The sequence below is a fragment of the Pseudomonas floridensis genome (genome assembly GCF_002087235.1).
Lineage (GTDB): Bacteria > Pseudomonadota > Gammaproteobacteria > Pseudomonadales > Pseudomonadaceae > Aquipseudomonas > Aquipseudomonas floridensis.
This window is the reverse complement of sequence record NZ_MUIO01000230.1, coordinates 1-2,405: the sequence shown is the minus strand read 5'-3', so window position 1 is coordinate 2,405 and position 2,405 is coordinate 1. Positions and strand designations below refer to the sequence as shown.

General features: G+C 60.5%; 1 protein-coding gene. It reads right to left on the bottom strand.

Annotation, left to right across the window (positions count from 1 at the left end; genetic code table 11):
* Window positions 1-41 precede the first annotated feature (41 nt).
* Window positions 42-1,940, bottom strand: coding sequence for a cytochrome c/FTR1 family iron permease (locus BZK31_RS28485; RefSeq protein ID WP_083186469.1), 1,899 nt, complete (start codon window positions 1,938-1,940; stop codon window positions 42-44).
* Window positions 1,941-2,405: the final 465 nt, after the last annotated feature.

The window sequence follows — 2,405 nt, the reverse complement described above, 5'->3', positions numbered from 1 at the left end:
CCAACTTGTCCGCGAAGGCGGCGTCAGACCGGCTACACCTATCAGCCCGCCGCCTCCAGCCTGCGCTTTTCTGCCAGGCGGCTGCGTCCGTAGAGGATTGCGATGGCGGTCAGCGCAATGGCTTGTGCTGCCAATGAATACGCATCGGCGTGAATCCCCAGCCAGTCGAACTCGAAGAACGGCACAGGACGTGTGCCAAACACGCCGGCTTCTTGCAGCGCTTTGACGCCATGTCCGGCGAACACCACCGATAGCGCGCAAAGCAATGCAGCGTTGATGCCGAAGAACAGTGCCAACGGCAGTTTGGCCGAGCCACGCAGGATGATCCACGCCAACCCTACGAGCAGCACCAACGCTGTCGCGCCGCCCGCCAGTACAGCATTGTGCCCCGCAGGCCCCGCCTGCAACCAGAGGGTTTCGTAGAACAGGATTACTTCGAACAGCTCGCGGTACACCGAAAAGAACGCCAGGACCGCAAAGCCGAAACGCCCGCCACCGCCGACCAGACTGCTTTTGACGTAATCCTGCCAGGCAGCCGCATGGCGACGGTCATGCATCCAGACGCCCAGCCACAGCACCATCACACTGGCAAACAGCGCAGTTGCCCCTTCCAGCAATTCACGCTGCGCACCGCTCACGTCAATCACATACGCCGCCAGTGCCCAAGTGGCCAGGCCTGCCAGCAGCGCAAGGCCCCAGCCGACGTTGACGCTGCGCACGGCCGATTGCTGGCCGGTGTTACGCAGAAACGCCAGAATCGCGGCCAGCACCAGAATTGCTTCCAGCCCTTCGCGCAGCAGAATCAGCAGACCCGAGATGTAGCTGAGCGACAGGCTCAAACCGTCGCTGCCGAGCAGATCCGCAGACTGTTTCAATTTCGCCTTGGCCGCTTCCAGCTTCTGCGCCGCTTGCGCCAACGGCACGCCGTCCTGCAACGACTGACGATAAGCCATCAGGCTCTTTTCAGTGTCCTTGCGCACATCCGCATCGACGTTGTCCAGCGAGCTTTCGACCAGTTCGAAGCCTTCCAGGTAGGCCGCAACCGACAAATCATAAGCCTGCTCGCGGTCACCCGACCGGTAGGCTGCCAGACTCTTGTCCAGAGTCACGCTGGTGTAGTCGAGCAACTGCGCAGGGCCGCGTTGAACCTGCGGTGGCTGTGAACGCTGAGCGCGGAACGTTGTCGCAGCATCCGGACCTTCGGCTGCCTGAATCTCCTCAGGCGTCTGGCGCGCAAGGTCCGCCAGATTGAACGTCTTGGCCGGGTTGGCGACCGGCTGCGCGCTGAAACTGGCGATGTAGGTTGCAATGTCCCAGCGCTGGCGATCATCCAGCTGGTCGGCGAAGGCTGGCATGTCGGTGCCAGCGATCCCCAGGCCCGATGCGCTGTAAAGGCTATAGAGGCTCAGGCGATCCAGACGCCCGGCGTCGCGCAGGTTGCCCGGCGCAGGCTCCAGACCGATACCGGCAGGCCCGTCGCCAGTGCCGGTGTCGCCGTGACAGACCGAACAATGCTGCGCGTACAACGGCGCACCGCGAGCAGGATCAGGGGTAATGGCTGGCGCCTGACTGACTTCATAAGCCACTGCCAGTTTTGCGCCCAATTGCCTGGCCTGACGAGACACGAGCGTGCCGTCCTGTCGTTGTTCCATGGAGCCTTTGAGGTCGGCAGCACCTTGCTCCAGTTGTGCACGCTCGGTTCGCTGAGGCAACGCGACGATGAGGCTCTGGAGCGCGCTCAATGCCTCGATCTGCTTCTGATATCCGGCGCTGTCGATGACCTTGCCATCCACCACCGTCGCCGGGTAATCCGCGCTCAAATAATCCAGCACGTGCAGCGCTTGAGCTGCGCCCTCAACGGGATCGGCCAGCGCACCGAAGCTGCAGAGCAACAGCATGGAGGCCAGCAGCCGGACAAATGAACGAGAGAGCAGGTGCATTGGTGAATCTCAATAAGAATGCGATGCGTTGCATTGTTCACTTCAAACAGACGCTACTCAATACTCCGGACGCATTTTTGTTACAGCGTTTTACAAAACCGGCCGTGCTTGATGCGACTCGAAAGCTCCTTGCGCGCAGCCAATGTAAGACCGGCTCCGCCCGCCAGGTAGGAATTGCCTGTAATCCATGTGCGATATCAAAAAGCCATTGTCATACCGTTTTCCCGGCTTATAATCCCGCGCCCGCTTGCTGGATCCAGTCAGCCAAAGCGGTTTTATGTTTCGAACAGTGCCTGTTCGACCACGGCAGGCCTTGTCGCCTCGCTCGTCATCTAAGGGAATAGAACGTCCATGCCTCCTCGCGCCCTGACTACGCTCGTGCTGATTTCCGCTGTGCAACTGGCAGGCTGTTCTGCCTTTCGCAGCTACGACAACGAGTTGAAAGAATCCAATCAGCAACTGGCC

What these genes read in the sequence shown, in the direction of transcription:
- BZK31_RS28485 (WP_083186469.1), bottom strand. Translation starts at nt 1,940, where the DNA reads ATGCACCTGCTCTCTCGTTCATTTGTCCGGCTGCTGGCCTCCATGCTG.